This is a genomic window from Geomonas edaphica, from assembly GCF_004917075.1.
Lineage (GTDB): Bacteria > Desulfobacterota > Desulfuromonadia > Geobacterales > Geobacteraceae > Geomonas > Geomonas edaphica.
Genome location: NZ_SSYB01000002.1, coordinates 240887 through 264729 on the forward strand (window position 1 = coordinate 240887; position 23843 = coordinate 264729).

Annotated in this window: 18 protein-coding genes; 8 read left to right on the forward strand and 10 right to left on the reverse strand. The window is 63.5% G+C overall.

Annotated features, from left to right (window positions below; translation table 11 throughout):
* Positions 1–29: 29 nt before the first annotated feature.
* Positions 30–2516: a methyl-accepting chemotaxis protein gene (locus E8K79_RS07280; protein ID WP_136514166.1), complete on the forward strand. Its 2487-nt coding sequence runs from the start codon at positions 30–32 to the stop codon at positions 2514–2516.
* A gap of 105 nt (positions 2517–2621) precedes the next feature.
* Here the strand turns inward: E8K79_RS07280 and flgM are convergent, their stop codons facing one another.
* Entirely contained in the window at positions 2622–2906 is a 285-nt protein-coding gene (flgM, locus tag E8K79_RS07285) for a flagellar biosynthesis anti-sigma factor FlgM (RefSeq protein WP_136514167.1), read from the reverse strand.
* Positions 2907–3172: 266 nt separating this feature from the next.
* Between flgM and E8K79_RS07290 the strand changes: the two genes are divergently transcribed.
* From E8K79_RS07290 to E8K79_RS07320, 7 genes are all read left to right on the forward strand, one after another.
* Complete coding sequence (locus E8K79_RS07290) at positions 3173–3382, forward strand: hypothetical protein (RefSeq protein ID WP_136514168.1); 210 nt, start codon at positions 3173–3175, stop codon at positions 3380–3382.
* Positions 3383–3391: 9 nt separating this feature from the next.
* On the forward strand, positions 3392–3760 hold the full coding sequence (locus E8K79_RS07295; RefSeq protein WP_136514169.1) for a rhodanese-like domain-containing protein: 369 nt from the start codon (positions 3392–3394) through the stop codon (positions 3758–3760).
* A gap of 243 nt (positions 3761–4003) precedes the next feature.
* The gene (locus E8K79_RS07300; RefSeq protein WP_136514170.1) at positions 4004–5410 is read left to right on the forward strand and encodes an OmpA family protein; all 1407 of its coding nucleotides are present in this window, start codon (positions 4004–4006) and stop codon (positions 5408–5410) included.
* Positions 5411–5530: 120 nt separating this feature from the next.
* Positions 5531–5734 carry a hypothetical protein gene (locus E8K79_RS07305; protein WP_136514171.1) on the forward strand — a complete coding sequence of 68 codons (204 nt, stop codon included), beginning with the start codon at positions 5531–5533 and terminating at the stop codon, positions 5732–5734.
* An 89-nt stretch (positions 5735–5823) separates the two neighbouring features.
* Positions 5824–6819 (forward strand): aldo/keto reductase, encoded by a 996-nt coding sequence (locus E8K79_RS07310; protein ID WP_136514172.1) that lies wholly within the window; start codon positions 5824–5826, stop codon positions 6817–6819.
* A gap of 237 nt (positions 6820–7056) precedes the next feature.
* Positions 7057–9138 carry a transketolase gene (gene tkt, locus E8K79_RS07315; protein WP_136514173.1) on the forward strand — a complete coding sequence of 694 codons (2082 nt, stop codon included), beginning with the start codon at positions 7057–7059 and terminating at the stop codon, positions 9136–9138.
* Between the two features lie 49 nt (positions 9139–9187).
* Positions 9188–10309 carry a transaldolase family protein gene (locus E8K79_RS07320; protein WP_136514174.1) on the forward strand — a complete coding sequence of 374 codons (1122 nt, stop codon included), beginning with the start codon at positions 9188–9190 and terminating at the stop codon, positions 10307–10309.
* A gap of 349 nt (positions 10310–10658) precedes the next feature.
* On the opposite strand, the gene E8K79_RS07325 is transcribed toward E8K79_RS07320, so the two are convergent.
* From E8K79_RS07325 to E8K79_RS07360, 9 genes are all read right to left on the reverse strand, one after another.
* Entirely contained in the window at positions 10659–11147 is a 489-nt protein-coding gene (locus E8K79_RS07325; protein ID WP_136514175.1) for an SRPBCC family protein, read from the reverse strand.
* Between the two features lie 14 nt (positions 11148–11161).
* Positions 11162–11758 carry a chemotaxis protein CheD gene (locus E8K79_RS07330; RefSeq protein WP_136514176.1) on the reverse strand — a complete coding sequence of 199 codons (597 nt, stop codon included), beginning with the start codon at positions 11756–11758 and terminating at the stop codon, positions 11162–11164.
* Positions 11759–11799: 41 nt separating this feature from the next.
* On the reverse strand, positions 11800–14331 hold the full coding sequence (locus E8K79_RS07335) for a hybrid sensor histidine kinase/response regulator (RefSeq protein ID WP_136514177.1): 2532 nt from the start codon (positions 14329–14331) through the stop codon (positions 11800–11802).
* Positions 14332–14545: 214 nt separating this feature from the next.
* Positions 14546–17509: an NAD-glutamate dehydrogenase domain-containing protein gene (locus E8K79_RS07340; RefSeq protein ID WP_136514178.1), complete on the reverse strand. Its 2964-nt coding sequence runs from the start codon at positions 17507–17509 to the stop codon at positions 14546–14548.
* A 67-nt stretch (positions 17510–17576) separates the two neighbouring features.
* On the reverse strand, positions 17577–19217 hold the full coding sequence (locus E8K79_RS07345) for an anaerobic C4-dicarboxylate transporter (RefSeq protein WP_136514463.1): 1641 nt from the start codon (positions 19215–19217) through the stop codon (positions 17577–17579).
* Between the two features lie 436 nt (positions 19218–19653).
* A complete protein-coding gene (locus tag E8K79_RS07350) occupies positions 19654–19869 on the reverse strand; it encodes a glutaredoxin family protein (protein WP_407925475.1) in 216 nt (71 codons plus the stop codon).
* A gap of 15 nt (positions 19870–19884) precedes the next feature.
* Positions 19885–20064 carry a hypothetical protein gene (locus tag E8K79_RS21740; protein ID WP_407925476.1) on the reverse strand — a complete coding sequence of 60 codons (180 nt, stop codon included), beginning with the start codon at positions 20062–20064 and terminating at the stop codon, positions 19885–19887.
* Between the two features lie 448 nt (positions 20065–20512).
* On the reverse strand, positions 20513–21925 hold the full coding sequence (locus E8K79_RS07355; protein ID WP_136514179.1) for a sigma-54-dependent transcriptional regulator: 1413 nt from the start codon (positions 21923–21925) through the stop codon (positions 20513–20515).
* Complete coding sequence (locus tag E8K79_RS07360) at positions 21922–23697, reverse strand: transporter substrate-binding domain-containing protein (protein WP_246043757.1); 1776 nt, start codon at positions 23695–23697, stop codon at positions 21922–21924. Before E8K79_RS07360 ends, E8K79_RS07355 begins: the two co-directional genes overlap by 4 nt.
* Positions 23698–23843: the final 146 nt, after the last annotated feature.

Here is a 23843-nt window from a genome sequence, read left to right on the forward strand (position 1 = left end):
GCCTACAGACAGAGAAACGGTACCTTTACATGACGATAAAGACGAAGCTTATCAGCAACGCCCTGCTCACCCTCGCCGGTATCGCCATCATAGGCGGGGTGAGCCTGCTGGGGATGAAATTCGTTCAGGGAAAGCTCTTCATCCTGACCGAGCGCTCCACCCCGTTTCAGCTAAAGACCATTGAGATGCAGCGCTCGCTGCAGGAGCACACGGCAAATCTCGCCGAGGTGGCCTTCGCCTTGGACGTGAATGCCCTGGCCGCCGCCCGCAGCGCAAGTGAACGGACCCTCTCCGATCTGCACAAGGTGAGCGGTGAACTGGCGATCCTCAAGGGTGGGGAAGGGGGAGACGGCGCCAGCGGCGAAGTCGAGCGGCTGCAAAGCCTCACCTCCGAGATGCTCACCACCACCCAGGCGCGGCTCAAGGCCGAGGAGGGGGCGCGCCAGGCCGACCTCGCGATGAAGCGGGAACTCCAGGAGATCACGCGGAAGCTGTCCGAGCTTGACGTCACCATCCAGAAGCGTCAGAAGACCTCGGCCCGGCAGCTTTCGGCCTCCAGCGGTTCGGCAAGCGATATCACCCAAAAACTCATGAGCCTCACCACGGCAAGGGACTACCTGAAGGACGCGAACTACGCTCTCTCCGAGCTCCTGAAGGCCAACGGCAAGAAGGGGGTGATCATCGCACGCGGCAAACTCGACGCGGCGTTGAACGAGTTCGGCAAGAACCGCCTGGTCGTTGCCGGGGATGCCGGCGTCAAGGTCCCTGCCGAAATGGCGGCGGAGGCGCGCCGACTCGTCAACGGGCCCCAGGGGCTTTTGGAACTGAAGGGAGCCGTGCTCTCCAAAGGAGGGGAGCCCTCACCCGAGTACGAGCAGATGGCGCAGAACGTATCGGCCAAGCTCTCGGGCTCGGTGATCGAGATCGAGCAGTCGGTTACCCTGGCGACCGGTAAGTACCAGCAGGAAAGTCGCAGCCACGATGACTCGCTGAAAGGATCGAACCTGGCGGGGGACATCCTTGCCTTGAACGGCACCCTCCTCTCGTTGGGGCTCGACATCAAGAGCGACATCAGGGAGCTCTTTGCCGCGCGGACAAATGAGGAGATCGCCCAGGTCACCGGGGAGCTCCAGGCGAGGTTCGCGGCCGCCGAGGGGATCGAGAAGCGCATGGCGGCGCAGCTTGGGAGCCGCAGCCCAGAGCTCGGCGTCCTGCGCGGCGTGCAGGCGAACCTTGCCGGCATCAAGGGGCAGCTCCTCTCCAAAGAGGGGGTTGTGGCGAAGCTGCAGCAGGTGGTCCAGGTGCGCAGCCAGGCGGGTGCCCTGAACAAAAAGCTTAAGGAGCTGGTGGCACAGCAAAATGAGCGTGGCAAAGACGGGGTGACCGCGGCCCAGACCGAACAGGAGAAGGCGGTCGCCTCGGTGAACCGCGTGGTGCAAGGTTTCGTGTTGGTGGTGGCACTTCTGGGGGGCGCGATGATCGTCTTCAGTCTGGTTACCGGCATCCTTCTGACCCGTTCCATCACCACGCCGATACGGGAACTTACCGTACTCGCCGAGGGGTTCGGCAGCGGTGATTTCAGCGGCAAGCTCGATGCCGGGCGCAAGGACGAGTTTGGAGCCCTGGCTCTGCACTTCAACCAGACCTCCGCGAAGCTTGGCGAGATCACCGGGGCGCTTGCCGGCTCCATCGGCAGGCTTGCCGATCACTCTCGGCATCTCTCCATCACGGCCGAGGAACTGGCGCAGGGAGCCCGAGAGCAGGCCATCGCGACGGAGCAGTCGGCGGACGCGGTAGGCCAGATATCGCAGAGTATCAACGAGGTGGCGGGAAGCGCTGCCCAGGCGTCCGAGGCATCCCAGCAGGTGCTCACGACCGCGCAAGAGGGGGGCGAGATCGTTGCCGGGACCGCACAGGGTATGGAGCAGATCGCGAGCTCGGTGCGTGAGGCGGCGGCCCTCGTACACAACCTCGGTGAGCGTTCGGAACAGGTCGGCTCCATCGTCGACATCATCAACGACATCGCCGACCAGACCTCGCTTCTGGCGCTGAACGCCTCTATCGAGGCGGCCCGGGCGGGGGAGATGGGGCAGGGGTTCGCCGTGGTGGCGGACGAGGTGCGCAAGCTAGCCACGCGCACCACCGAGGCGACCACGGAGATCGCCGCCATGATCCGGGAGATCCAGGACGGGACCTCGCGCACCGTGCGCGCTATGCGCGCCGGAAACGAGAACGTCACGGAGGGTGTGCGCCGCGCCGGCGAGGCGAGCCGCTCGCTCAAGGATATCCTGGCCGCCTCGAACCGTGGTGCCGAAATGGCGGAGCGGATCGCGGCCGCGGCCGAGCAGCAATCGACCGCCATGGTGGAGATATCCGCCAACGTCGATGGCATGGCCGACATCACCAGAAGGTCGGAGCACTCCACCGACGAGGTGAGGCGCGCCTCGTCGGAACTGCGGCAGATCGCTGAGGAACTTTCCGGTATGGCAGGCTGGTTTCGCTGCAAGGCGGCTTAACGGGAAGGGGCGTCGGGGGGCGCCCGACGTCCGGTGGTAGAAACAGTTCGGCGCGTCACTTTCGTGGCGCGCCGTTTTTTGTTCGTGGTTGAGAGGGGGGGGCGATCAGAGGCCTGCGCCACCGGTAAGCATCTTCTGCGCCACCATGCGCGTGTCCACCCGGTAACTCCCCGCGTCGAGCTGCGCCTTGATCGCCGCTACGCGCCGGGCCTGATCCCGGTCCAACTCCTGTGTCGAGATACTCGCCAAGGACGACGAGAGCTCCACCACGTCTTCCTGCTTGGTCGATTGAGGTTGCTGCCGTTTGGCAGGGGGGCGCAGCGGGTTTTCCATTCTCCCTTCCACGGGGAGGGCCGACTTCGCCTGATCTATCTTCGAGGTAACGTCCATTTTTTCCTCTTCGTTGAATTCGGTTGGGAACGTTGCATCTGTTTGAATGGTAAACGTTTCCGACACCGAAGCCCAGTGAGTTTTCTTTCATGGCGCAGCCGTTAACCTGCCCGTTCCACCTCTCACCACCGCGGTCCGCAGCACCCCTCCCTATCAAAAAAAGAAATATTGGTTTATTGACATTAAAAGTCACTAAGTTATTTTTGTGTGGTGCCTGCGGGGCGCCGCGGGCAAGTGACGAAAAAACGCTGTCAAAGGAGGAGGTTATGCCTAGCGCGCAACTGCAGACGCAGACCCAGGCTCCGGCGAACGCGCCGGTCACGGTGGTGAAACAGCATTCCTTCGGAACCTTCGCCATCAGCGTCACCCTCTTCATCATCCTGGCCATTGCCCTCTTCGTCTACCTCACCCTGAGGCGGCAGGTACCGCCGAAGCACGTGGACCAGAAGGCGGGGGACGAAGGAGAGGACAACTAGGAGGACGCCATGCAAAGGGAACTTGCCGTGTCGGTGGACTGGCTTTGGGAGCGGATCAAGGAAGGAGAGCCGCTCTTTTTTATCGAGCTGCATCACCCGGGGGACGTCGACCTTTCGGTGCACAAGGTGCGCGGCGCGCTCGTGGCGAATCTCGACGATGTGCTGCGTCACCTTCCGGAGCTGCCGCACGACCGACTCGTCGTCATCTGTGCCACGGTCCCGGGGGACGAGCCCGCCCTTGAGCTTGCCTTGCGGCTGAAGGAGGCGGGGATCGAGGCGCGCGCCCTCACCGGGGGGGTGCTGGAATACCTTAAGGCGGGGCTCCCAGCGGAGGAGCGCCGCGCCGCTCGGGAGATGACCCGCAACCGCGGGCTGTAGCCGTTACCGGCGCTCTCACGAGCGGCGCACCCCCTAAAGCCTTGCGGGAGTTGACAGGGGGGGGAAGGACGATATATTGGTATGCGTTAATTTTTCCGGCGCCCCCGAAGGCGCCGGCCGCAACATCGGGTAAGCGATCAATCCACGCCGGCGAGGGCCGGGCTAGGGGCGCTCGCCGCGGGCGGGGCCTAAAAATTGGCAGGAGGCCTGTACCAGCGGGTGCTCCTCAACAAGGAGGCTGCGATGAAAAGAGTCACCAGCTTTATCTGCATGATGGTCCTGGCCGTGATGGCGTTTGCCGGTACGGCGCAGGCAGGGGAACGGGCGGGGGCATTCAGCATCTCCCCCTTCGTCGGCGGGTATGTTTTTGACGACGACGATCAGGCATGGCTCAAGGAACACCGCCTCATGGGCGGCCTGCGGCTTGGCTATGACTGGACCGACCACTTCAGCACCGAACTCGTGGGGAGCTACATGAAGGGGCAGTACGCCAGCGTCGACAAGCACTTCGGGATCTACTCCTATCACCTCGACCTCCTCTGGAACTTCATGCCAAGGACCGCGTTCGTACCCTACGTAGCGGTCGGCGGCGGCGGGACCACCATCAGGCTCAAAGGCCCCAACTCGCATGACGGCACCTTCAACGCCGGCGGCGGCCTCAAGTTCTTCATGGGCGACAACTTAGCCCTGAGGCTGGACGCCCGCCACATCCTCGACTTCCAGAACAAGGACCTCGACGACAACATCGCCAACAACTGGGAATATAGCCTTGGTCTCTCCTTCGTGATGGGTGGGAGAAAGGCGGCCATGGCCCCCGCCAAGGCGACTGCCGCACCGGGCGGCCCTGCCGAAGAGAAGGCTGCCACCGAGCCTGAGCCGCAACCCGCACCGGCCACCGCGACCGAGCCCACCCCCGGGCACTACAAGTATTGCATCACGCTCCAGGGCGAGTTCGACATCGACAAGGCGATCATCCGCGATGACCTTCGTAACCAGATCGCCCAGGTCGGCAACTTCATGAAGAAATACCCGACCACCACTGCCGTAATCGAGGGACATACCGACAACGTCGGCTCCTACAACCACAACATGGACCTCTCCCAGCGCCGCGCCGAGGCGGTGGTGAACTACCTGGTGGAACAGTACGGCATCGACCGTTCACGCCTCTCCGCCAAGGGGTACGGCTTCACCCGTCCCATCGCCGACAACGCGACCGAGGAAGGGAAACAGAAAAATCGCCGCATCGAGGCGATCATCGACTGCGCCTTCGACGTGCAGCAGCTCCCCCCGCCGCAGCGCCTTTGCATGTCGCTCGTGCTTGATTTCGATACCGGCAAGGCGGATGTGAAACCGCAGTACCGCGACGAGATCGCCAAGGTGGCCGACTACATGAAGCGCTACACCACGACCACCGCGGTCATCGAAGGGCATACCGACAGCACCGGCACCCCCGAGCAGAACATGAAGCTCTCTCAGCAGCGTGCCCAGAACGTGGTCGACTACCTGGTGAAGAACTTTGGCATCGAGCGTTCCAGGCTCTCCGCCAAGGGGTACGGCGCAACCCGTCCCATCGCCTACAACAAGACCGCCGAAGGGCGTGCGCAAAACCGCAGGATCAACGCCATCATCGACTGCGTGATCCAGAAATAGCCATGGACAACGGCCAGGGAACCCCGCTCACCTCAAGCACCCTGGCCTTCGGCAGCCTGTTACCGCCGCAGAAATAGCCCATCACGCATGGGCTATTTTTGTTGGTCCTAGGAGAAAGAGATGAATAAGACCGTGGTTACCCTGCCGCAGGTCTCCCTGATTGCGGCGACGCGCGTGTTGCTGGGAGGCGGCCTGGGGCTGCTGCTGGCCGATCGGCTGAGCGGACGCCGGCGCAGGCTTGCCGGCTGGACGCTTTTTCTTGCCGGTGCCGCCAGCACCATTCCGCTTGCGAGAATGGTGCTGGGAAAACGATGCGAAGACTGAAGGCGCTGCCGCCGGGTGACGTGCGCTGCGGCAACCGATGAGGCGCCGCAGCGTGGAACGCCGACCGATAGTCAGCGGGGGAGGTGGAAATGCACAAGCGGAAACTGGGACAGTACGGTTTGGAGGTCTCTGCCATCGGCCTTGGCTGCATGGGGATGACCTGCGGCTACGGGCACCGGGACGATGCCGAATCGATAAGGGTGCTGCGCCGCGCCGTAGAACTGGGGGTTACCTTCTGGGACACCTCCGAGAACTACGGCCCGTTCAGCAACGAACAGCTCCTGGGGCTCCTCCTGAAAGAGGTGCCGCGCCAGAGGCTCGTTATCGCGACGAAGTTCGCCTGGCGCTTCGGGCCGCACGGCGAACTGATCGGTCTGGACAGCAGCCCCGCCCAGGTGCGCCGCTCGGTCGAGGGGTCGCTCAAGCGGCTCGGGACCGACTACATCGATCTCTACTATCAGCACCGACTTGACCCAGCCGTCCCGGTGGAGGAAACGGTGGGGGCGCTTTCCCGGCTGGTCGAGGAAGGGAAGGTGCGCCACATAGGGCTCTCGGCGGCGGGGCCGCGCGTGGTACGGCGTGCCCATGCCGTGCACCCGCTCTCCGCGGTCCAGGCGGAGTACTCGCTTTGGGAGCGCGGGGCGGAGGAAAAACTCATACCGGTACTGCGCGAACTAGGCATCGGCATGGTTGCCTACAGCCCGATGGGGCGCGGTTTTCTCGCCGGCAAGATCCGGACGCCGGAGGACCTGGAGCCGTGCGACCGGCGTCGCAAGAACCCGCGTTTCTTCGCCCACAACTTAACGCACAACTTCACGCTCGTCTCCATGGTGGACGAGATCGCCCGCACCCATGACGCGACGCCTGCCCAGGTTGCCCTCGCCTGGATCCTTAGGCGCGGCGGCGATATCGTCCCGATACCCGGGACCAAGCATACGCGCTACCTTGAGGAGAACACGCAGGCGGTGGGGCTCAGGTTCGCCGAGGACGTATGGTGTGCCCTCGACCGCTCCGTCTCCTGCTTCGATGTCGCCGGGGAGCGCTGCGAAGAGGATGCCCTTCGCTTCACCGAGGACTCCGACTAGGCCGCGTTTCCGACCTTTATCAGTCACAGACACATCCATTACAGTATCTGTTGCATGATTCATTGTCATAGAGCACGAGCGACAAGGTTTAACTTTGCTCAATGACTTGCTATATTCATGGCAGGAGCCGACCGGGGTTTCCTGCCGACCGTTTCCGGGCCGCCCACAGCGGTCCGCCAGGTGCGGGAGGGGAACCGGCCGATGCTCCGAGACCGTCAAGGCTAAAGGAGCAGCGCCATGAGCAAGCATCCCCTTATCGCACCCGCCACCGAGACCGATGAACTCTGCATCAATACGCTACGCTTTCTCGCGGTAGACGCCGTGCAAAAGGCAAACAGCGGCCATCCGGGGATGCCCATGGGGGCCGCCGCCATGGCGTACCTGCTCTGGAGCAGGTTCTTTAAGCACAACCCGCGCGATCCGGGGTGGTTCGACCGGGACCGCTTCGTCCTTTCCGCCGGGCACGGCTCGATGCTCCTCTACGCGCTCCTGCATCTCACCGGCTACGACCTCCCGATGGAGGAGCTGCAACGCTTCCGCCAATGGGGAAGCCGCACCCCCGGGCATCCCGAGCGCGGCGTGACGCCGGGGGTAGAGGTGACGACCGGCCCCTTGGGGCAAGGTTTCGGCAACGCGGTCGGCATGGCCATGGCCGAGACGCACCTGGCGGCGCGTTTCAACCGTCCCGGATTTCGCTTGGTCGACCATCACACCTACGTCATCGCCGGTGACGGCGACCTGATGGAGGGGGTGGTCTCGGAGGCTGCGTCGCTTGCCGGGCACCTGCGCCTCGGGAAACTGATCTGCCTTTACGACGACAACCGCATCACGCTCGCCGCCTCCACCTCGCTCAGCTTTTCCGAGGATCGTGCTGGGAGGTTCCGCTCCTTCGGATGGCAGGTCCTGGAGGTGGAGGACGGCAACGACCTGGCTGCACTCGGGGAGGCGCTCGAGGCGGCGCGGGCGGAAGAAGAGCGCCCGTCGCTCATCATGGTGCGCACCCGGATCGGCTTCGGTTCTCCGGCAAAAGAGGGGAGCTTCGAGGCCCATGGCGCGCCGCTTGGGGCCGAAGAGGTGCTTGCCGCCAAGAAGCGGCTTTCCTGGCCCGACGAGCCCCCCTTCCTCGTCCCTGAACCGGCGCTTGCGCGCTTCAGGGAGGCGCTAGAGCAGGGGGGGGCGCGGCAGGGCGCGTGGGAGGAACTGCGCGAGGGTTACGCGGCGCAGTACCCGGAAGAGGCGGCGGAACTTGCCCTCGCCATATCCGGGGAGCTCCCCGTCGGGTGGGAGGAGGTGCTCCCACAATTTCCCGCCGACGCGAAGGGGATGGCGACCCGCGCCGCATCCGGCAAGGTACTGAACGCACTCGCTTCCCGCCTGCCGCAGCTTTTCGGCGGGTCCGCCGACCTGAACCCCTCCACGGTGACCGCGCTTACCGGCAAGGGGGACTTCCAGAGCGAGGCGTGGCAGCCTGAAGACCGGCAGGGTGCCGTCGGGGGCGTGTGGGGCAGGGGGGGCGCCAACGTCCACTTCGGCGTGCGAGAACACGGCATGGCCGCGATCATGAACGGCCTTGCCGCCCACGGAGGGGTACTCCCCTTCGGCGCCACCTTCCTCACCTTCTCGGACTACCTGCGCCCCTCGCTGCGCCTGGCCGCCCTGTCGGATCTCAAGGTGATCCACGTCTTCACCCACGACTCGATCGCGGTAGGCGAGGACGGTCCGACCCATCAGCCGGTGGAGCATGTCGCGTCGCTCAGGGGCATTCCGCGTCTTTTGGTGCTGCGCCCATGCGATGCCAACGAGACCGCGTTCTCCTGGAGGGCCGCGCTCGAGACGAGGAACCGGCCGGTGGCGCTCGTCCTGTCGCGCCAGGCGGTCCCCACCCTGGACCGGGCGACCTGCGCCGCCGCCGAAGGCGTGCTACGCGGCGGCTACGTCCTGGCCGAAGGGGACGGCGGCACGCCACGGCTCATCCTCATCGCCACCGGCTCCGAGGTCTCCCTCGCGCTGCGGGCGCGCGACCGGCTCCAGGAAGAGGGGATCGCGACGCGCGTGGTGTCGATGCCGTGCTGGGAACTTTTCGACGAGCAGCCCCGGGAGTACCGTGAATCGGTGCTCCCTCCGGAGGTCCCGGCAAGGCTCGCCATCGAGGCGGGAAGCCCGCTTGGATGGCACAGGTACGTGGGGAGTGCCGGCGCGGTGTTGGGTGTGGAGGGTTTCGGAGCTTCCGCGCCGGGCGAGGTGGTGCTCTCCGAATACGGCTTCACCGTGGACAACGTCTGCAGGCTTGCCCTGCAGCTGATCGGAAGGGGGGCGTGATTCGGGGGTGCTGAAGGCGCCTCATGCTCCCTGCCGGGAAGGAGCGATCATGAGAGAAACGCCGATCACGAGGCTGCGCGGCTGCGGCCAGAGCGTGTGGCTTGACGGCATCGGCCGCAGCATGCTCCTTTCCGGTGAGCTTGCTGCGCTGGTGCAGGAGGACGGTGTGAGCGGGTTTGCCTCCAGCGCTGCGTCGCTGGAACGGCTCGTAGCCGCCGGTAGTGATTACGACGCCTCGATCGCGTTCCTTTCCCGGCGCGGGCTCGGCGCCACCCATATCTGCGCGGCTCTCCTCACCGAGGATGCCCGTCTTGCCGCCGAACTACTGCGCCCGGTCTACGAGCTGTCAAAAGGGGAAGAGGGATTTGCGACCCTCGAGGTCTCCCCCCGTCTTGCCAGAGATGCCGGCGCAACCGTTGCCGAGGCACGGCGTCTTTGGGATACCGCCGACTGCCCCAACCTCTACATAAGGATCCCCGGCACCCTGGAAGGGGTGGCCGCCCTGCGCCAACTGGTGCGCGAGGGGATAAGCGTCTGCGTCACCCTGGTCTTCAGCGTGCCCCGATACCGCGCCGTTGCAGACGCCTACTTGGACGCCCTGGCGCAGCGGGCCGCCCGGGGGCTGCCGCTTGAGTGCGTCACCTCGGTGGTGGAGCTGCCGCTCATGCAGATCGATCGCCTGCTTGAACCGCTCCTCTCAAGCCTCGCCCGGGGGGAGAATGCGGAGAGGTCCCTTGCGGAGGTGCTGAAGGGGAAGGCCGCCATCGCCTTAGCTAAGGCCCTGCGCTGCGTGAACCGGGAGATCCACGGCAATGACCGCTATCGCGTTCTCGCGGCGCGTGGTGGACGGGCGCAGAGGCTCGTGTGGGCGAGTTCCGGCGCCGGCGCCGGCGACCTCGACCTCACCTATCCCGAGGCACTCGTCGGTGCGGACACGGTGCAGCTCATGGCGCCTGCTACGCTGGCCGCCTTCCGTGAGCATGGCGCCTCCGTATGCCGGCTCGACGACGGCGTGCAGGAGGCCATCGTCCTCCTGGAGAACCTCTGCACCCTGGGGGTGAACCTGCACCATTTGGCCCAGGAACTTGAGGACGAAGGGGTGGAGCGTCTGACGCGTCATTACGACAGCCTCTTGCGCAACATCGAACTCAAGCGACGAGCGGCCTTGTAGGGATGAGGAGGATGGCGCATCCCCCGCAACACGAAGCATCTTCAAATGCGCAGGATTGGCACGCGCAAATTAATATTTGTCAATATTATGTCGCCGGTGCGAAAAAGGCTATAAAAGTGAATAAGTTTCCCGCGATCCTGCCGGAATCAAGGTGGACGCGGCTTGGCAATGCACAGTTTGGTGGAAAAAACTGTGGATAAGTTTCTGGATCGTCTCGATATCCTACCGTAGATCGCAGTTTTTTACCCTTTTGCCTAAAAAATGTGCAGCGTGTCGGGCGGCACCGGATGCGCCGAAGGGAGCAGGTAGCAGGGGTGTGACAGTGCAGAGAGTGGATGGCGGAAAGAGCTCAGACTCCTTCCGCCTGCGAAGCGGAACTGGGGGGGAAGCCGAGTTCCCTGGCGAGCGCCACGTGGCGGTAGTTGAAGATCTGTCGGACCCGGTGCGTCACAAGCGGTGCGGCGAGTCGTCCCAGGAGCCCGAAGGGGAGCACGTAGTGTACTATGTCGGTCATCAGGGTCCCCTGCGGCGTCTCTTCGAAGGTGTGCTGGTGGTGCCAGAGCCGGTACGGCCCGAAGCGCTGCTCGTCCACGAAAAAGTGGGGCTCGTGCATGTGTGTGATTTCGGTGACCCAGTTGACGGCGAGGCCTAAAAAGGGGGTGACCGTGTAGGTTACGATCATCCCTGCGTGCATCTTGTCCGGCAAGGCGCCCGTTATCCTGAAGCCCAGGTCCGGCGGCGTTATGAGCGGCAGGTTCGCCGGGTGGACGAAGAACTCCCATGCCCTTTCGATGGGCATCGGCAGCAGCTGTTCCTGCTTCAATCGGTACATCTTCATCACGTTCCTTCCTTCTACCAGAGTTCGATCTCGGTGAGTGCCTCTTGCTGCTGCTCGATCGCCTTTTGCCAGCAGTAGCGGTCGCGCTGGGCAAGCTTGCCGCTGCGTTTTGAATCCACCTTCCTGCGGTGCACCGCGAAGTCACCGTTGGAGAAGTGGATCACCCGGCCGAAGTCCCCGCCGATGTCCATGGCGTCAACGGGAATCCTTTCCTTCTCCATGAACTGCAGGATGAAGCGGCAGTTCACCTGCCCGACACAGAAGAAGTTGTCCTTGGAGCTTTCCGGGTTGATGATGGTGGCGCCGCCGAAGATCTTCGCCCTCACGTGGCGCCGGTCCGTCCCTTGGGCCATCATGGCATTGATCAAAAGGTCCATGGCGTGGATGCCGTAGCGACCTGCGTCGGTGATGTTGAGGGGGAGCTCCTTCGAATAGCGCGGGTTACTGAGCATGAAGTGGTTCATGCCGATGATGCGCCGTACCGGGTCGTAGAGGCACGCCGCGATGCAGGAGCCAAGGAGCGTGGAGATGACGCAGGGGCCGCCGGTTACGTACAGCTCTCCCGGCGAAATAGTGACCCGCTCTCCGTTTTGGTACTTTTCGATCTTCATCGGGTACCTGTCTCCTGCGGGTTGTGCGGCACCGCGGCAAACTACGTCAGCACCTGCCTGATCTTCTCCCGGAGCTTTTCCATCTCAAGGGGCTTCTGGATGTAGTGCATCCCCGACTCCATCACTCCCCGCTGCACCACGGTGTCCGCGGTGTGGCCGGACATGTACAGCACGCGGACCTCGGGCGCGAACTCCTTGATGCGTGCCACCATCTCCCGGCCGTTCATCTCCGGCATAACCACGTCGGTCAGGATCATGTCGATTTCGCTGAGCCTGTCGCGGCAGATCTCCACCGCCTGCAGGGGGGCCTGCGCCTGGATCACCTTGAGCCCCATCTCCTCCAGCAGCCTCGTGGTGAGCCACAAAAGCATCTCCTCGTCCTCCACGAGGAGGATCGTACCCTGCAGTTGTTGCTCATCAGTAGAGCCCCCCTCGGCGCTTTCCCCCTGCTCCGGTAGGCGCGGCAGATAGATCCGGAACACCGCCCCCTCGCCCGGTTCGCTGTAGACGTTGATGAAGCCGCCGTTTTGGCTCACGATGCCGTACACGGTGGAGAGCCCGAGACCGGTCCCTTTGCCCGCCCCTTTCGTGGTGAAGAAGGGTTCGAAGATGTGCGCCGCGGTCGCCTTGTCCATGCCGCAGCCGGTATCACTCACGGTGAGGCGCACGTACTCGCCGGCGCGTGCGTCTGGGTGCAGGTAGGCGTACTGGCTGGTGACCTGGACGTTGGCCGTCTCGATGGTGAGGTTTCCCCCTTCCGGCATGGCGTCACGGGCGTTCACCGCGAGGTTGATCAGGATCTGGTCCACCTGCGAGGGGTCGATAAGCACGCACCAGAGTTCCTGCGCCGGGTGGAAGGTGAGCTGCACGTCCTCGCCGATCAGCCGCAAAAGGATCCGGTTCGCCTCTTCGATCTGACGGTTGAGATTCACCGGCTTGGGCGAGATCACCTCCTTGCGCGAGAAGGCGAGGAGCTGTCGGGTGATGTCGCTCGAGCGGCGCGCGGCGTTTATGATGAGCTCCAGGTACTGCCCCACGGGCTCGCCGTCCTCTAGCTTTCTTTTCGATAGTTCCGCGGCGCCCGAGATGACGCTCAGCATGTTGTTGAAGTCGTGCGCCACTCCCCCGGCCAAGCGTCCGATGGACTCCATCTTCTGGGACTGGCGGAACTGTTCCTCCAGGTGCTTGCGCTCGGTCGTGTTGATGAACGCAACCACGGACCCCACCACCTTCCCCTCCTTCACCTGCGGGTAGCACCAGTACTCCACCGGGAAGTTGCTGCCGTCCGAGCGCCAGAAGACCTCCTCCTCGACGTGACCGACCTTTCCCTGCACCATGGCTTGGTGCGCCCTGCACTCCGTTTCGGGCATCTTGCGGCCGTCGGGGTAGCTGTGGTGCATCACGTCGTGCATGTCCTTGCCTAGAAGCTCCTCGGCGCCCTGGTAGCCGAGCATCCTGACGCAGGCGCGGTTGCAGAAGGTGCACCTTCCCTCAAGGTCGATGCCGTAGATCGCCTCGCCGGTCGAATCGAGCAGAAGCCGCAGCCGTTCCTCGCTTTCCCTGAGAGCCTCCTCTGCCAGCCAGCGCTCCGAGATCTCCTCCTCGAGCTGTGCGGCCTGTTCCTGCAGGCTTTCCTGGGCCGCCTGCCGCTCTGTGATCTCTTCCTCGAGTTGCACAGCCTTCTGCTTCACCTCTTCCTCGGCCCTTCTGCGCTCGTCGATCTCCTGTTTGAGCTGCCACAGGGCGTATCCCATGCCGGCCACGAGGACCAAGGAAAGGGCTTTGAGGAGGCTCAAACGCCAGTCGACTCGGCTGGTGTAGCGCTGCACCCGGAGCATGACGCCGCTCGTTTCGTCAGTAATCGCCACCTCCTTGATGGCGTGATGGTCCGTGGTGTCGCGCTGCGAAGAGGTGGCGAGGATACGACCGTTGATGTCGGAGAGGCTTAAGTGGTAGAGGCGGGGGCGGGTCTGCGAGATCAACTGCTGCAGCAGCCGGTCGCAGGAGTACACCCCTCCGAAGAGTCCAAGGAAAGTACCGTCCCGGTAGACCGGGACCCAGATCTCAAAGGATGGTCTTCCCTGGATCGCCTCGAAAGGACGGGTATAAACCGCCTTGCGCTGCTCGCGGGCCAAATGGGAGGCCCGCTTGGGCTCCGGGAGGTTTAGCTGCAGGCCGACGATCTGACGGTTGGGGGCAAGCGGTGCTACGTCGGTGATGGTGAAGTCGGCGTCGACCCAGGTGACGTTGATCAGCTCGGGATGGGCCTGCACGTACTGGCTCACCCTCTCCTGGAACAGCCCGGCATTGAGCTTCCCAGAGCTCCGCTCGTAGGCGAGCATCTCGAGGTAGCTCTTGTTCCCCTCGAGGGTGATCTGAAGCGATCCGCTGAAGGTCCTGGTGCGGGAGGTGAGGTCGCTTTCCTTGGCCCTTTCGTTATTTCCCTCGGTAAACCAGACGATGAGTGTGAACACGAACAGGAAGATGGCGAACAGCACGATGCTGTAGCGTAGTGCGACCGACCGGTTGTCGGTGCGATCTTGCTGGGGCGGGGAGTAACTCGTCTTCGGCACAACTTCCTCCGGCGGGACAGGGGTGATGCACCGCTCATCGGCATTTTGGCGGAAATGTTGAGTTATGAAGCGCCGTCGAGCAGCCTCGGGCGACTTAATGATAACAGCAAAAAACGGTTGCACAAACGGGTGAACCCGCCGTTGCCGGCGGGTTCACTGGTGCTGCGTCCGTTGATCTCCCCCTCCCGGGGAAGGGAAGGGGAGGTGACGTCGGTTATGCGGGGAAGTTTCTCGAGATGTGCAGCCTCAGGATGTCCTCGAAGTCGGTTTCCTGGTCGCCGCGGTACACCATCGAGGAGCCGAGCTCGGCGGCGAGGATGGCGCAGAGGTACTTCTGCGGCAGCGTGGCGATCCTGCGGCGGTAGCGCGCGTTGTCGGCGATGAGCACCGGCAGGTGGGCGAGCACCGCACGGCGAAACGGCGGCTGGCCGAGGAGTTCCGGGCGCCCCTGGAAGAAGCGGAACAGGCGCGCGTAGTGGCCGTTGATCTCGGTGCTTATGGCATCGGAGATCTCCGTGCACGGCAGGACCGGGTTGTCGCGGTGGCGCTTCAGGATGAGCCGCGCCTCGTCGGCCGCCCGCTTCTCGAGGATGGCGATCACCCCTGCCACGTACTCCTCCTTGTCGGCGAGGAACTCGGCATCGCTCATGAGCAGGTTCGCGATGATCTCGTAGGAGGAGGAGATGACGCCGCACTTGTTGGCCGAGGCGTCGCGCATGATGATGACCCCCTTCTTCTGCAACTGCATGCGCGCCTCGGGCGTGATGAAGGAGTTGGCCCCCTCCACGATGGCGCGTGCCGAAGGGGTGCCGTCGGCCAGGAAGAAGCGTTCCCAGTTGTTGGCGTCGATGGTCTCGGGACGTCCCCCTCCCGGGATGAAGAGGTCGGCCTCGGTGGTGAAGATGAGCTCCCCGAAGAGGCGGGAGAACTCGTCGATGGAGATCCACTCCTCGAAAAGTCCGTCCGCCTTCATGGTCGCCTTGCGGTACAGGGTCTTAAGCCCCTCGGTGCGGCTGCCGCTTCTGAAGAGCATGAAGCCCCCCTCGTGCAGCGCCTGCGGGTTGAAGGCGTCCAGGTCTTCCTTCAGGAGGATGCGGGAGAGCTCCTCGTGGCGCGCCCCCTTGGGATCGAAGAGTGCCGCGGTGCCGTCCAGGATGAGGCGGATCTGCATCCGGGGATAGCGGTCCAGCATGATGCGCATGGCGTTGCCTGCCACGTCACCGTTGGGGCCGCCGGTGAACTTCACGCTGAAGGGATGGTTCACCATGTCGATGCCGAGGTCGGCCATGGTGATCTCAGCGAAGCGGACCACGCCGGTCGAGGTGACGCCGAACTCCTTGTGGTTGATGCCGACCGTCTTGCTGGACATGATGCCGATGCCCAAGAGGTAGCCGCGATTTTTGGAGATGCGCGCGATGCTCTCGATCATGGAGTCGTGCATGTTCTCGTCCGGGCCTAATTCGATCGGCTCGTCCTCGCGGTAGTAGTCCACCACCGCAGGGAGCTTCGCCACGCCATTTTGGGTCACGAAGATGTCGAGGAAGGCGTTCGCCACGCCGTACTGCAGCTTGTAGAGCCTGAGCGTCTCCAGGTCGCGCTCACCGCTTCTTTGCAGGTCCCCCGCTTCGAGGATCAGCACGAGTTTGGATCCCCCCTCGTAGATGTCCTTATTCTTCAGGTGCTGCGTGTGGGCGAGGACGAAGTTCTCACGGAAGATGGTGTTCGCGTTGGTGATGAAATCGTCGCCGTTCCTCGCGATCACGGTGCGCCAGCCGCCGCGGGCGATATCGGAGAAGCCTATGTGGTAGCCGAAACCGAAGCGGCTGAAGAAGAAGGTGACCCGGAAGGGGAGGGCGGGGGGAAGATCCGAGGTGAACTCCCTGCCAAGTTCGGTGAGATAAGCGGGGTCGAGCCTGAAGGCGAGCGCCTGTTTCTCCGCCACGTAGAAGTTCGTCTTCAGGGTGTGCTTTATGAAGATGAGGCAGCAGCGGAAGATGGCGCGGCGCACCTCGTCCAGGTAGCGGTGTCCCGTGTTGTAGCCCGCCACGACCTGTTCGGTCTCGGCGAGGGCGCTCGGATAAATGAGCTCGCGGTCGGCGACCGCAGGGTCGAAGCGCACCGAGAAAAGCTCGGTCAACTGCAGCGCGATCTCTGGGTGCGAGAAGAAGGCGCTCTTCACGTCGTCCAGGCCGAAGCGGTCCGGCTGGTTATGGGCGAGGTTTGTGTGGCAGAAGGCGATGAAGGCGTTCACGAGGGAACCCTGCCGGCCGCTGAAGGTCCCCTTGGTGACGAAGTCGCGGTAGGCGTGGGAATTCGTGGCGAGGATCTGGGTGTTGCAGAGCTCGTCCCTCAACAGGCTGAAGAGCTCGCTGCCGCGCGAGAGGATCTCGCCGTCGCGGCGGCGCACGTAGAAGGTCCCGAGGAAGATCGGGTGCACGCCGTTGGAGATGGTGAGGCAGTAGGCGCGGTTCACGCCGAGGTCGAGGCGGTTGAACACCTCCATCACCTGGAGCAGGAAGTCGTGCTGGGGCGGGTTGGCGACGGCGAAGTGGATGCGCGACTCTCTTCCCCCCTCCATCTCCTCGACGTCCAGGTAGAGCCCTCCGGCCTGGTTCCCTTTCTGATAGAGGTTCAGCACCTGGGCCAGGCGCTCGGGCCAGGCCATGCGGACGTAATTCTCGTTGTTGAGCCAGATGATGCGCAGGAGGCGGTCCAGGTCGGCCATGGCGAAGTCAGGGTAGCTCTTGCGCAGCGCCTGGGCCACTTTGGACCGTATCGCGGAAGGAACCTCGGTTCCGCCCCCCTCAAGGATCTCCTTGTTGCTTTTTCTGTCGAACTCGAAGCGCTGGATTTCGAGGGTGCGGTCGCTTCCGGGGAGCGGGTTCTCCGAGTGGCCGATCATCGCGTACGAGATCTCGCGCTCGGGGATGCGGCGCAGCGTGTCGTACAGGGAGCCCGGCACGTTGGGGAGCGCCTGGATCAGGCATTTCTCCCGGTCGGCGAGCACGAGGCGGCGATTCTGGGCGAGGCTTCCCATCTCGCGCTCGAGAAGGGCCATCGCCTCCGGCTCGTCCTTCATGGCGATGAAGAAGTAAGGGGGAAACTGTTCCATGAGCCAGGAACGGTTCTCTGTAATCTGTGTGCTCAGCCTTTTAAGCTCTGCGGTTGTTGCTTTCATTGCTCGTAACTCCTTTGCAAGAAGTGAGTGAATTTCTGCCCCTCCCGCAAGGGGAGGGGGAACCAGGCTAGAACATAAGCTTTGCCAGTACGAACCCGATGCCTATCGATGAGAAGGTGGCGACGAGCCCCGGGATCATGAAGCTGTGGTTCAAGACGTAGCGGCCGATGCCTGTGGTGCCGGTGCGGTCGAAGTTGATCGCGGCGACCACGGTCGGGTAGTTCGGGATGAAGAAGTAGCCGTTCACCGCAGGGAACATGGCGATGAGAAACGGCGCCGGGATGCCGAGGCTGATGCCGAGCGGCATGAGGGCCCGCACCGTCGCCGCCTGGCTGTAGAGCAGGATGGAGAGGACGAAGAGGGCGAAGGCGAAGAGCCACGGCGCGGTGGTGACCATATCCTTGATGGAGCCGCTCAGGAAGTCCATGTTCCCCTGGAAGAAGGTGTCACCCATCCAGGCGATACCGAAGATGGCGATGACCGCCTGCACCCCGGCAATGAAGACGCTCCCCTCGGCGACCTTGTGGATCTTCACCTTGCAGAGAAGGAGCATGAGTGCGGCGATGGAGAGCATGACGATCTCGATCACATGCGGCATCCCCATCTTCTCCTTGTTCTGGGCGGGGCGCTTGTCGTCGAACTTGACGATATGGTAGCCAAAGGGCGTCTTTATCACTTCGGTCAGGTCGCCCGGTTTCTTCAGTTTTGCGCACGCTTTCTCGAACTCGGGGATCATTTTCCCCTTCGCCTGCCAGCCGAGGTCGCCGCCGGTGGTCGCGGTGGCGTCGATGGAGCACTGCTTAGCGACATCTGAGAAGCTCCCGCCGGATTTAAGCTGGGCGAGCACCTCTTTCGCCTCGGACTCGCTTTTCACCACGATGTGGCTGATGCGGGTGTCGCTACCGACGCTCCACTCGGGGCGCATCTGCGGGAACGAGCCGAAAAGGACCACGAGGATGGTGCCGAGCAGGAAGAGGGCGACCGCGATCTTGGCCGTTTTCGGGGTGTTCCTGATCGCCTCGTTCACCTTGGCGGTGTCGGTGTGGGCGGTGCGCGGCGGGGGAACGGTTCCCTCCTGCAGGCGCTTCTGGTATTCCGGATCCTGGTCCAGTTCCTTACCCAGCTTATTGGAGATGAAAGCGGCGATGATGACGCCGATGAAGGTGGAGGGGATACAGACCTTTAGGATGTCTATCAGTTCGACATTGAAGCCGAACTTGGCGGCGGACCCGCCGAGAAGACCGAGGAGCGCGACGGTCGCCGCTGCGATCGGGCTCGCGGTGATGGCCTGCTGAGATGCGATGACCGAGATGGACATCGGGCGCTCCGGACGGACCCCCGTCTCGCGCGCCACCTCCGCGATTACCGGGAGCACCGAGTAGGCGACGTGGCCGGTACCGGCGAAGAGGGTGAAGAAGTAGGTCACCATCGGACCCAGGAAGGTGATGCGGTCCGGGTTGTTCCTGAGGATGCGCTCGGCGAGCGCTACCAGGTAGTCGAGCCCTCCGGCCGCCTGCAGGACCCCGGCGGCGGTGACCACCGCGGCGATCATCAGCATGACGTCGATGGGCGGTGCGGTAGGCTGCAGGTGAAACACGAAGGTGAGGACGGCGAGTCCGAGGCCGCCGAGAACGCCCAGGCCGATACCGCCCAGCCGGGCCCCTACGAAGATTGCTGCCAGTACCACTGCGAATTCCAGCCAGAACATGATGATTCTCCCCTCTGAGGTGGTCGGACGTCCGCGCGTCCATGACCTGGACATAGCATCGGGGATGCCAAGAGATGTTTGTGTGAATAAGCGCTGTAATAACTGGTGGTTAAGAAGTGTAGAGGAGTTGCGTGCCTAGGCGGAGGGGTATGCCCGCGGGAATAGGGGGGGCGGTTGTGGTGCGGAAAGGTGCGAAACTACAGCGGCTTAGCAGTCGGTATGACGAAAGGCATAGTATGCCCGCGGGCATACCCCTTTTGGGTGGATCTTGCTACGGATCTCCACATTCCCTCTCCCCGTGGGAGAGGGGCAGGGTGAGGGCGCCGCTAGCTGCAACTTCTATAGGGATATGACATCGCTTCTGAGGAAGTTGCTGTAGCGTCCCCGCCCCCGGAAGGGGAGGGACAGGGAGGGGGATCGAAGCGGCAAGCCCGTCTCAGCGTGGGGCGGGTGTGGCGGGTGCCAGCTCGCGCAGAGTGCGCTCGATTGCGGGGATGTCGCAGCCGTCGACGATCCGTTTGCCGCCGTCGAAGACGATGGTCGGCACGATCTCGCCGCCGTATCGCTCGCGCCACTCCTTGCGTGCGCTCGGGTCCTTGCGTATGTCGCGTACCGTGAAGGGGATTCCTTTTGTGGTGAAATAACTTTCCACCTCTTCGCAGTAGCTTCAGCCGCTGCCGACGAACATCACGATCGTCGGGTAGGAGCGGGCGCCCGTTTCCGCCACCGGTGCCGTCGCGCACCCCACGAGCGACGGCGCGAGCAGGAATAGGGCAAAGGCAGCCGCCAGGGCCATCGTCCACTGTCGCCGGAAAAACCGGGCGCCCCCCTTTAAATACTTAGTCATCGGTTCCTCCGCAAAATTTTGCGCCATTGCGCTGTCCCGTAGAGTTCAGGGTGCTCTATGAGGACTTCCAGCTACGAAACGCTGCACGAGCCCCAGTGTCCCCCCCTTTGCGAAGGTTCTTCAGAGAATTCCGGGGAACGGGAAGCACAGCTGCCTACAAAGCACCGCACTAGCCCTAAACGTTCCCCCCTTTGCGAAGGGGGGGCAGGGGGGATTTGCCTTGCCTGGTCAGCCCATCCCAGCACCTGCTGACGCGGCGATAGTCCACGCTGAATAAGGAAATGACCGAAGCCGAACAGCCGTGCCGGTCTCGTCCACATGGAAAACAACTTCTGGAATCCAGTTCAGTTGACGGAACCGGAAAGCAAAAAGCAAATCCCCCCCGTCCCCCCTTCGCAAAGGGGGGAGCGTGATGCCATGCTCACCGCTTCGAAACTAAGCACACAAATCACTCCCTGCGCTGCTTGAGCCTCTTGCTGAGCGTTGGCTGCGACACGCCGAGAAGCCTGGCCGCGATGGACTGGTTCCCCTCGGCCCTACGCACCGCCTCGGCGACCAAGAGATCAATCGCCTCGGTGAAGCCGGGGAGACGCTCCACGTTGAAGAACGGGTTCTCCGACGGCTCGGCGTGCGACTCCTCGGCAGGATGCGCCGGACGCTCCCCGATGGCCCGGATGAAGGCCTCCATGGAGAGAACACCCCCCTGGTGCAGGCTGACCGCGTCGTACACCATCGCCTTCAACTCGCGCACGTTGCCCGGAAAGTCGTAGGTGGAAAGCAGCACGGCGAGTTCCTTCGGGAGGGTCGGCTTTTTCCTGCCGAACTCGGCGCAGGCAAGCTCGAGGAAGTGATCTAAAAGCAGCGGGATGTCTTCCTTTCTCTTTCTTAGCGGGGGGACATGCAGGTGGTGCGCACGCAGCCGGTAGTAGAGGTCCTTCCTGAAGGCACCCGCCGCCTGGCGCGCTGCCAGGTCCTGGTGCGTTGCCACCACCACGCGCGCTCTCATGCGTCTGGGCCGGTCGCTCCCGATCGGGTAGTATTCCCCCTCCTGCAATAGCCTCAGGAGCTTCACTTGGGAGCTTAAGCTCAGGTCGCCGATCTCATCCAGAAAGAGGGTCCCGTCCGCGGCCTGCTCGATCATGCCGCTTCTTGCCTCGGCAGCGCCTGTGTACGCCCCCTTCACGTGTCCGAATAGGGTGTCAGAAACCATCGCATCGTCGAGTCCCGCCACGTTCACCGCGACGAACTGACCCTTCCGTCCCGAAAGACGGTGCAGCGCCGCGACGACAAGCTCTTTCCCGACGCCGCTCTCCCCGGTTACCAGGATCGGCTGCGAGCTAACCGCCACCGCCTCGATGTACTGGAAGATGGAGCGCATCCCCTTGTCGCCGGTCACGATGTCGCGAAAGGCCTCCGGGTGCTCCAGCCGGTCGTACAGGAAGCGGTTTCTGAGCTCCCGGTTCTCCAGTTGCAGCTCCTTCTCGCGCACCGCCCGCTTGACCCCCTTGACGATGCGCCCCTCCTCCGAGGTCTTCACGTAGTAGTCGAAGGCGCCGCTTCTCATGCACTGCACCGCGGTCTCCAGCTGATTGAGGCCGCTTACGATGATCACGGTCACCTCGGGGTGCTCCTCGGCGATCCGCTCCAGAAGCTCCTCTCCCGAGAGGTGCGGCATGGTGAGATCGAGTAGCACGAGGCCGATCTCGTGCCGCGCCATCATCGAGAGCGCCTCGCGGCTGTCCTGGCAGGTGAGGATGTTGTTCAGCCCGGCGCGCTCCAGCGTGATGCTCATCGAGTAGAGCCAATCCGGCTCGTCGTCCACGAGGAGGATGCCGAAAGACGGGTAGAGGGTCGCACTCATGACTGCTGCTCCTTTGGCAGAGGTACGGGAAGGGTGAGACGAGCCGCGGTCCCGGCACCTTGCTCGGAGGTGAAGGCGAGCCCGCCGCCGTGCTCCTTCGCGATGCCGCTCGAAACGGAAAGTCCTAGGCCGGTCCCGCCGCTCTCGCGCTTCGTGGTGAAGAAGGGATCGGTCAGGTGCTGCAAATGTTCCGGAGCAATCCCCGTCCCCTGGTCGCGCACCTCGAGGATGACGCTGTTCTCCGCCGCGTCGAACCAGGTGGCGAGCTCGATGCCCCGCTCGGGTGAGGGGAGCGCCTGGCAGGCGTTCACCAGGAGGTTCACCACCACCTGCTCGATGCGCTGGGCGCTTCCCTGCAGTTTCGGGATCCCCTCACCGAGCGACACGGTGAAGTTGTCGGTGCTCTTCTCGATCAGGTTCGCCAACAGGCGCAGCGCGGCCTGCACCGTCTCGTTCAGGTCGAGCTCGGCGCTCTTGCCCGGCTCCTGCTGTCTCGCGAAGTCTTTCAGGTCCTCGACGATGAGCTTCACCCGGCGCGACCCCTCCTGCATCTGCCCCATGAGCTTAGGGAGCACCTCGCGCATGCGGGAGTAGGGGAGCCCGCCGAACTCGAAATCGCCGTGCCGCTCGAAATGCTCCTCAAGGATCGGCTCCGCGTCCCTGAACGCCTCCATCATCACCGGGAGGTTCAAAAGGATCAGGCCGTTCGGGTTGTTGATCTCATGGGCGACCCCGGAGACCAGGATCCCCAGCGCCGCCATCTTGTCCGCCTGCACCAGTTGTTGCTGGCGGTTTCGGAGCTCCTCCTCGGCGTGGCGCCGCTCCTCGACCTCGCGGGTGAGCTCCGCGGTGCGCGCGGCGACTTCCCGCTGCAGTGTGCGCGACCATAGCACCGTCCCCCCCACGAGCAGGATGAGCGGCAGCACCACGATAGCGCCGTACTTGAACACCTCGCTCCAGGTGAGCCCGGGCGGTTCCAGCACGCCAAGCCATTTGTTGTAGATCCTCTGGTACTCGCCGGTCTTCTTCAGAATGGCGAGCCCCTCGTTGAAGCGGGCCAGAAGCGCCGCGTTACCTTTCTGCACCGCGAAACAGTACTGCTGGGCCGATACCGGGTCGCCCACCGCCTCAAGGTTTGTGAGACCTAGCTCCCGTATCAGGTAGAGTCCGGGGAGTTTAGCCATCACCGCGTAGTCGTGCTTCCCCGAGGCAAGCGCGCGCAGCACGTCGGCATGGGTGGGGACCGGGACGATCTTCGCACCCACCTTCTTCGCCGCCAGGAACTCCTGCATGATGCCGTCGTTCAAGACGAGGACTTCCTTGCCGCGCAAGTCCGCGAGGGTGAGGTGACGGTTGCCCCCTTTGCGGGCGAAGATGGAGTGGTGCACGATGGTGTGAGGCGGCGAGAAGTCTATGCTCTGCGCACGCTCGTCCGAAAAGGACATCCCCTCCAGGATGTCGACGTCCCCGTTTAACAGGTCCCGGCGCCGCTCCGACCAGGCACCCAGGCGGATCTCGACCTTGAGCCCCATGACCCGGGCCACCGCGCGGGTGAGCTCCACGTTGTAGCCGCTCGGTTTGTCCTCCCGGTCCAGGAACTCGTAGGGGGGATAGCTGCGGTCGCCGCCTACCACCACGAGCGCCGGCTCCTCTCCACCCTCCGCTATACCATCGGCGGCGTTGGTGCCTGGCAGGACCAGTGTCAGCGAGCCGGCGACAAGGCACAAGAGGATCACCAGTATGAATCTGAAGCGGGCAAATGCAGTCATCATCGATGCAGCTTATCTGTCAATCCAGCAGCTTGCAAGCAGTTCTTCCGGCTATCGCTGTTGGCGCGATGGCATTGATCAATTATTTTAGTCCAATGTTTGTTGGCCGCGCCGGAATTAGCTTAAGTGCCCGGATTATGCGCCGAAGA